This window comes from uncultured Clostridium sp., assembly GCF_947036855.1.
In the GTDB taxonomy this organism is placed as follows: Bacteria; Bacillota; Clostridia; order Clostridiales; family Clostridiaceae; genus Sarcina.
In genome coordinates, this window is the sequence record NZ_CAMQRY010000113.1 from 1 (window position 1) to 7,718 (window position 7,718).

Below are 7,718 nucleotides of genomic sequence, written 5' to 3' on the forward strand. Positions count from 1 at the left end.
AAAATAATAGAAAATAAAAAGTAAATAACAGAAAATAAAGGGGGACATGTTTGTGTTTAAAAAGCTTGAAAAAGTTATGATACCATTAGCAGAAGCTATAGGTAGAAATAAATATTTAATGTCTATTAGAGATGGTTTTCTAATTTCAACACCATTATTAATAGCAGGTTCTATTTTCTTATTAATAGCTAATTTTCCGATACCAGCTTGGACAAAGTGGATTTCTTCAGTAGTTATTAATTCAAATACTGGTGAAACATTAGCTTCATTTATTGAGAAACCATCAAGCGCTACATTTAGTATTATGGCTATTTTTGCAGTAATGGGTATTGCATTTTCATTTGCTAAAAAAATGAAGACCGATCCTCTATTTGGATCAGCAGTAGCTATTATGTCATGGTTCTTGTTAATGCCATATAAGGTTACAGGAACAGTAGATGGAGCAGATGTTACTTTAAGTGGTATACCAACTGGCTGGGTTGGAGCTAAAGGTATTTTTGTTGGTATTATTTGTGCATTTGTATCAGTACACATTTATTCTTGGGTAGAGAAAAAAGGTTGGATAATTAAAATGCCAGAGGGTGTTCCTCCGACGGTTGTACAATCATTTGCAGCATTAATTCCTGCAACTGTAGTTATGTCAATATTCTTTATTATTAATTTAGTAGCAGGCTTCTTTGGAAGTGATATATTTACAATTATTTTTGAATTTTTACAAACACCATTATTAAATATTGGGGATACTGTAGGTGCAATGGTTACAGCTTATATTTTCCTACACATATTCTGGTTCTTTGGTATCAATGGTGGTTCAGTAGTAGGTGCTGTATTTAATCCGATTTTACAAACACTATCTGCTGAAAATTTAGAATTCTTTAAAACTGGAATTGGGGAAGCTAATATTATATCTCAACAATTCCAAGATTTATTTGCTACATTTGGAGGTGCTGGGTCAACATTATCTTTAATTATAGCTATGTTATTATTCTGTAAATCAAAAAGAATTAAAGAGCTAGGAAAACTTTCATTAGTACCGGGGGTATTTGGTATAAATGAACCAATTATTTTTGGATTACCAATTGTATTAAATCCAATAATGTTAGTACCATTTATAGTAGTACCAACTGTTAATATTGTTATAGCATACTCTGCAATGGCAATGGAACTTGTTCCAGTTTGTAATGGTATAAATATTCCTTGGACAACACCGGTTATTATTTCAGGTTTCCTTGCTACTAACTGGGCAGGAGCATTATTACAAGCAGGGTTATTAGTTCTTGGAGTCTTTATGTATATGCCATTTATTAAGATTATGGATAAGCAGTATATAGATGATGAAAGTAAAGCAAGTGAAAAAGAGGATGAAGATGATTTCTCATTAGATGATCTATCATTTGATGATTTATAGGAGATGAATATATGAAGATAATTATGATTTATGACCAAATTCAATCAGGTGCAGGAATTAAGGATGATACAATGATTCCTTTAGGAGCTAAAAAAGAAGCTGTAGGACCTGCTATTATGATGGAACCATATTTAAAGGGAATTGATGCAAAAGTAATTGCTTGTTTATATTGTGGAAATGGTTTTTATGAAGCAAATTCTCAAGAAGTAACACGCAAACTTAGTGCTATGGTTGAAAAACTTAAGCCAGATGCAGTAATATGTGGACCAGCATTTAATTATGAAGGTTTTGCTAAAATGGCAGCAAATGTTGCTTATGCAATTAATAAAAATACTGATGTTCCTGCAATTGCAGCTATGTCAAAAGAAAATGAAACTATAATTTCTGAGTTTAAAAATAAGGTTCATATTGTTGAAACGCCTAAAAAAGGTGGAGTAGGACTTAATGAATCATTAAAGGGAATGTGTGAGTTAGCAAAGGCAATGGTAGATAAAAAAGATTTAGATATAATTGTTTCAAAATATTGTTTTAAATAAAAAAAGAAAAGGATGCTTCTAGCATCCTTTTTGCAAAATAAAGGAGATATAAATATGTGGGGTATAATTGCAACATGGCGTATGGCTATAGAGGGTATAACAGAAGCTAGTGAGATGTTAAAAGATAAAGAAGTATCAGGAGATGCAATAGAAACTGCTATAAAAAGAGTAGAAGATTTTCCTTATTACAAATCAGTTGGATATGGTGGACTTCCTAATGAAGAGATGGTTGTAGAATTAGATGCAGCTTATATGGATGGAGATACACTTGATATAGGAGCGGTTGCTGCTATTAAGGATTATGCAAATCCTGTGAGTATAGCAAGAAAACTTTCAAAGGAAAAAGTTAATAGTATGCTAGTTGGTGAGGGTGCAGAAAAGTATGCTCATAAGGAAGGTTTTGAAAGAAAAAATATGCTAACAGATCGTGCTAAAATTCACTATAAGAATAGAGTTAAGGAAATTAAAGATTTAGAAATCAAGCCATATTCAGGACATGACACTGTGGGAATGGTTTGTTTAGATACATTTGGAAAGATGACATCTGCTACGTCTACAAGTGGATTGTTTATGAAGAAGAGTGGAAGAGTTGGTGATTCTCCAATTTCAGGATCAGGGTTTTACGTAGATAGTAAAGTTGGTGGTGCTAGTGCTACAGGGCTTGGTGAGGATCTTATGAAAGGCTGTGTATCTTATGAGATAGTACGTTTGATGAAAGATGGAATACACCCACAAGATGCTTGTGAAAAAGTTGTAAATACATTTGACCAAGAGTTAAAAGAGCGTCGTGGTAGAGCTGGAGATATGTCACTTATAGCTATGAATAATAAGGGTGAGTGGGGAGTTGCTACAAATATCGAAGGATTCTCTTTTGCTGTAGCTACTGAAATAGAAGAACCAGTTGTTTATATAACAAAAAATATAGATGGGAAATGTATTCATGAGGTTGCTAGTAAAGAGTGGCTTGATAATTATATGAAAACTAGAACAGCGCAGTTAGTAGAGTTATAGTATGGATAAAAAAATTATAAATGAAATAGAAAATATATCAAAATATATGATAGAAGATATTATATCTATAGTCAAAATTGATAGTATAAAATCAGAAGAATGTAAGAATGCACCATTTGGTAGTGGGATTAAAGAGGCATTAGATAAAACTCTTGCCCTAGCAGAAAACTTAGGTTTTCAAACTACCAATATAGATAATTACATTGGGTATGCAAGTTATGGGAAAAGTGATAACTATGTGTGTGCTATTGGACATTTAGATGTAGTTGAAGTAGGTAAGGGGTGGAAGCAACCACCATTTAGTGGACACACTGAAAATGGTGTTATTTATAGTAGAGGCATATTAGATAATAAAGGACCTATTATATCTTGTTTATATGCATTATATGCTTTGAAAAAATTAAATATAGACTTAAAACATGAAGTGAGAATTATTTTTGGTTGTGATGAAGAGAGTGGTTTTGAGGACTTAAAATATTATCTGAAAAAAGAAAAACCACCTGTTATGGGCTTTACTCCAGATTGTAAATACCCAGTTGTTTATGCAGAAAGAGGAAGAGCATTAATTGAGGTTAAGGGTGATAAAGGAAATTTAGAAGGATTTTTTAGCTTTGTTAATGATTATATTTTAAATTCTAAAAATAATGGTGAAAAATTGGGGATAGATATAAATGATAAAGAGTTTGGAAATTTAGAGTGTAGAAATTATAGTTTATTATATAATGAGAATCCTTCAGTTAGATTTAGCGTGAGTTACCCAGCAAATACTAATTGTGAGGAGATAGTTGGAAAAATAAAAAAATTAATTTCTAATTTTGAAGTAAAATGTATTAGTAATTTTAATCCTATTAAGTTTGAAAAAGATTGTTTTTTAGTTGATACATTAAAAAAAACGTATGAGGCTATAACAGGTAAGGATGGAACACCTGTAACAACAACTGGTGGAACTTATGCAAAACTTATGCCGAATATTGTACCTTTTGGACCATCATTTCCTGGACAGAAAGGGATAGGACATCAACCTAATGAATGGATGAGTATAGATGATATTATTACAAATGCTAAAATATATGCACTTAGTTTATATTATTTAGCGAAATGAGAGTAAAAAATGATAAAAAAAATAAATTATAGAGATGTAATAACAGCTTTAGCCGTTATTGCATCTTCAATATTACAAGCCTATACAATTAAAGTTTTTGTAGAACCAGCAGGTCTTCTTTCAAGTGGGTTTACAGGAGTTGCGATTTTAATTGATCGTATTGCTTACTTATATGGAGGTAACTTTTCAACATCCTTAGGATTAATTGTGTTGAATATTCCAGTGGCTATACTATGTTATAAAAGTATCGGTAAAAGATTTGTTATTTCATCACTTTTTCAGGTAGTGATTACTAGTGTTTTTTTGAAGATTTTCACATTCCAAGTGCTATTTGATGATATTATTTTGAATGTTTGTTTCGGGGGATTATTATATGGAATGTCCATAGTTATAGCTTTAAAAGGAAATTCATCAACAGCAGGAACTGATTTTATTGCACTGCATATTTCAAATAAAAAAGGAAAATCAATTTGGGAGTATGTATTTATATTTAATGCAGTTATACTTTGTATATTTGGTTCTATGTTTGGATGGGTTTATGCAGGTTATTCTATAGTTTTTCAGTTTATATCTACAAAAACAATTTCATTTTTCTACCAAAGATACAAGCGTGTAACATTACAAGTTACAACAAAGCAGGCTGATGAAATTGTGGATGAATACATTAGAAAATATCGGCATGGAGTATCTGTATTAGATGGTTATGGTGGATATAGCAAAGAGAGAATGAGCTTACTACATACGGTCGTATCTGCATATGAAGTTCAAGATATTGCACAGCTTATAAAGAAAACTGATCCACAAGCAATTATAAATGTTTTAACAACAGAAAATTTTTTTGGTGGTTTTTATCAACAACCGATAGATTCTTAAAGTATTTTTAAAAATAAGAAACTACTTTGATTAAGTAAAATGGACCCTATAAAAAACACTTTTTATAGGGTCCATTTTATTATGTTTATTATATATTTCATAAAACTATTTCTGTATGAAATTACATTAGATTTCTATAGTCTGTATTTTACAAATTATAGAAAATTGTAGTAGTATGTTTATTATGAGGTGATTTAAGTGTATAAGGTTCTAATTGTAGAGGATGATTTGATAATTAGCAGAGAAATTAAAAATGCTTTAGTTAGTTGGAGTTATGATGTTTTGGAGGTTATTGATTTTAAAGAAGTTATAAGTGCATTTGTAGGGTACAAGCCAGATATAATTTTACTTGATATAAGTTTGCCGTTTTTTAATGGCTATCATTGGTGTAGTGAGATTAGAAAAGTTTCTAAAGTACCTATAATTTTTATATCATCTATGACGGAGAGTATGAATATTGTTATGGGAATGAATATGGGTGGAGATGATTTTATTACTAAGCCATTTGATATAAATGTTTTAGTAGCAAAAGTACAAGCTTTGCTTAGAAGAAGTTATTCTTTTAGAAATGAAACAAATATTTTAGAAAATAAAGAAATAATTTTAAATATTAATGAGTATTCTGTTTTCTATAAAGAGCAGTCTTTAGAACTTACGAAGAATGAGTTTAAGATACTTCAAATATTATTTGAGAATGTAGGTAAGGCAATATCTAGGGAGGATATTATGGTTAAACTTTGGGATAGTGATAGTTTTATAGATGATAATACTCTTACTGTTAACATTGCAAGACTTAGAAAGAGATTACAGTCTATTAATATAGATGATTTAATAAAAACTAAAAAGGGTATTGGATATATGGTGGAATAAGATGATTTGGAGTTATTTAAAAGATAGAAGTAAGATGCTTATATTTATGATTATAAATATGAGTATTTTTAGTGGGATTTTATATTTATATGATTTAAGTTTAGAGCCAGTGTTATATAGTATAGCAATTGTAGCAGTAGTGAGTTTTATTATTGCTCTATTTGATTTTGATAAGTATTGTAAAAAATATAAAGGACTAATGGATATAAAAGAAAATATTGATACAGAGATAAATTTATTTGATATAGAAGATGGTTTGATAGAGAAAATATATGGAGAAATAATTCAAAAGATATATAAGGAAAGTTTAGATCTTAAAACAATTAATGATAAAAATAAAAGTGAAATGATTGATTATTATACATTGTGGGTTCATCAGGTTAAAACTCCTATATCAGGTATGAATCTTATTTTACAACAGATAAATACAAAGGAAAAGGGTGAACTTTTAGGTGAACTATTTAAAGTTGAAGAGTATGTATCTATGGTTTTAGGATATTTAAGACTTTCAGAAAGTGAGTCAGATTTACTTATTAATGAGTATGATTTAGATAAAATAATAAAATCATCTATTAAAAAGTATTCAAGATTATTTATAAGAAAAGGATTAGCACTTAATTATAAGGATTCAAATATTAAAGTAATAACAGATGAAAAATGGTTAGCTTTTGGAGTTGAGCAGCTTATTTCCAATTGTATAAAGTATACAAGGTCTGGTGGTGTATCTATTTATGTAGTGAAAAATAAACTTTATATTGAAGATACAGGGATAGGCATAGATGAAGAAGATTTACCAAGAATATTTGATAAGGGATTTACAGGATATAATGGAAGGCTTGATAAAAAATCAACAGGAATAGGGCTTTATTTAGCTAAAGAGATATTTGATAAACTTGGATATAAGTTAGAAATAGAGTCAGTTGTAGGTACTGGAACAAAGGCTATAATTACAACAAATGATAAAAAGATATTAGATTATTAGCCAGTATTACAAAAGTGTAAGGTTAGAGGGTATATTGTAAGCTAAGGTTATGGAGAGAAAGTGATATTTTTTTTATAATTAACTTATAAGAAAGACTAAGGAGGATTTTATGAGTTTATTAAAGGTTAGTAACTTAAAAAAAGTATATTCTACAAGATTTGGGGGGAATAAGGTTAATGCTTTAAATAATATAACTTTTTCAGTTGAAGAGGGTGAGTACCTAGCTATAATGGGGGAGTCTGGTTCAGGGAAAACTACTCTTTTAAATTTACTTGCAACGCTTGATAGACAGACAAGTGGAGAAATTTTATTAGATGGAGAAAATACGCTTAAGATAAAGGAAAGTAAGATTTCTGATTTTAGAAGAAAAAATTTAGGATTTGTATTTCAGGATTTTAATCTTTTAGACAATTTTTCATCAAAGGATAATATCTTTTTACCACTCGTTTTAAGCAAAACAAATTATAAAGAGATGGAAAGCAGAATAAGTCCATTAGCCAAGATGCTTAGAATAGAAGAATTGTTAAATAAATATCCTTATGAGATATCAGGTGGACAAAAGCAAAGAATAGCAGTGGCAAGAGCTTTGATTACAAATCCAAAGATTATTTTAGCAGATGAACCAACAGGAGCTTTAGATTCTAAATCAGCAGAGAATTTACTTAATATATTTGATGAAATAAATAGTAGTGGACAAACAATCTTATTGGTAACTCATAGTATAAGAGCTGCAAGTAGAGCTAAAAGAGTTCTATTTATAAGAGATGGTGAGGTATTTCATCAAATTTATAAGGGAAGTATGAATGATGATGATATGTATGAGAAAATTACAAAAGCACTATCAGTAATTACTAAAGGTGGTGAATAAGATATGCTTTATCTAAGTCTTGCAAAAAGCAATATTAAAAAGAGCAAACAAACTTATTTACCATATAG

At 29.7% G+C, this 7,718-nt stretch carries 8 protein-coding genes; all 8 read left to right on the forward strand.

The genetic code is table 11. The features are described from left to right. Positions 1-46: 46 nt before the first annotated feature. The 8 genes from Q0V15_RS10350 to Q0V15_RS10385 all read left to right on the forward strand — a co-directional run bounded on the left by Q0V15_RS10350 (position 47) and on the right by Q0V15_RS10385 (position 7,650). Positions 47-1,408 carry a PTS sugar transporter subunit IIC gene (locus tag Q0V15_RS10350; protein WP_367173771.1) on the forward strand — a complete coding sequence of 454 codons (1,362 nt, stop codon included), beginning with the start codon at positions 47-49 and terminating at the stop codon, positions 1,406-1,408. 11 nt (positions 1,409-1,419) lie between these two features. Further along, on the forward strand, positions 1,420-1,944 hold the full coding sequence (locus tag Q0V15_RS10355) for a GrdB-related putative oxidoreductase (RefSeq protein ID WP_297438703.1): 525 nt from the start codon (positions 1,420-1,422) through the stop codon (positions 1,942-1,944). 54 nt (positions 1,945-1,998) lie between these two features. Then, positions 1,999-2,955: a N(4)-(beta-N-acetylglucosaminyl)-L-asparaginase gene (locus Q0V15_RS10360; RefSeq protein ID WP_297438705.1), complete on the forward strand. Its 957-nt coding sequence runs from the start codon at positions 1,999-2,001 to the stop codon at positions 2,953-2,955. 1 nt (position 2,956) lies between these two features. Then, positions 2,957-4,057, forward strand: coding sequence for a Sapep family Mn(2+)-dependent dipeptidase (locus Q0V15_RS10365; protein ID WP_297438707.1), 1,101 nt, complete (start codon positions 2,957-2,959; stop codon positions 4,055-4,057). Positions 4,058-4,066: 9 nt separating this feature from the next. After that, on the forward strand, positions 4,067-4,930 hold the full coding sequence (locus Q0V15_RS10370) for a YitT family protein (RefSeq protein ID WP_297438709.1): 864 nt from the start codon (positions 4,067-4,069) through the stop codon (positions 4,928-4,930). A 198-nt stretch (positions 4,931-5,128) separates the two neighbouring features. Beyond that, on the forward strand, positions 5,129-5,800 hold the full coding sequence (locus Q0V15_RS10375; protein ID WP_297438711.1) for a response regulator transcription factor: 672 nt from the start codon (positions 5,129-5,131) through the stop codon (positions 5,798-5,800). 1 nt (position 5,801) lies between these two features. Then, positions 5,802-6,782 (forward strand): sensor histidine kinase, encoded by a 981-nt coding sequence (locus Q0V15_RS10380; protein WP_297438713.1) that lies wholly within the window; start codon positions 5,802-5,804, stop codon positions 6,780-6,782. Between the two features lie 109 nt (positions 6,783-6,891). After that, entirely contained in the window at positions 6,892-7,650 is a 759-nt protein-coding gene (locus tag Q0V15_RS10385) for an ABC transporter ATP-binding protein (RefSeq protein ID WP_297438715.1), read from the forward strand. Positions 7,651-7,718 lie beyond the last annotated feature (68 nt).

What these genes read in the sequence shown, in the direction of transcription:
- Q0V15_RS10350 (WP_367173771.1), top strand. Translation starts at nt 47, where the DNA reads ATGTTTGTGTTTAAAAAGCTTGAAAAAGTTATGATACCATTAGCAGAA.
- Q0V15_RS10355 (WP_297438703.1), top strand. Translation starts at nt 1,420, where the DNA reads ATGAAGATAATTATGATTTATGACCAAATTCAATCAGGTGCAGGAATT.
- Q0V15_RS10360 (WP_297438705.1), top strand. Translation starts at nt 1,999, where the DNA reads ATGTGGGGTATAATTGCAACATGGCGTATGGCTATAGAGGGTATAACA.
- Q0V15_RS10365 (WP_297438707.1), top strand. Translation starts at nt 2,957, where the DNA reads ATGGATAAAAAAATTATAAATGAAATAGAAAATATATCAAAATATATG.
- Q0V15_RS10370 (WP_297438709.1), top strand. Translation starts at nt 4,067, where the DNA reads ATGATAAAAAAAATAAATTATAGAGATGTAATAACAGCTTTAGCCGTT.
- Q0V15_RS10380 (WP_297438713.1), top strand. Translation starts at nt 5,802, where the DNA reads ATGATTTGGAGTTATTTAAAAGATAGAAGTAAGATGCTTATATTTATG.
- Q0V15_RS10385 (WP_297438715.1), top strand. Translation starts at nt 6,892, where the DNA reads ATGAGTTTATTAAAGGTTAGTAACTTAAAAAAAGTATATTCTACAAGA.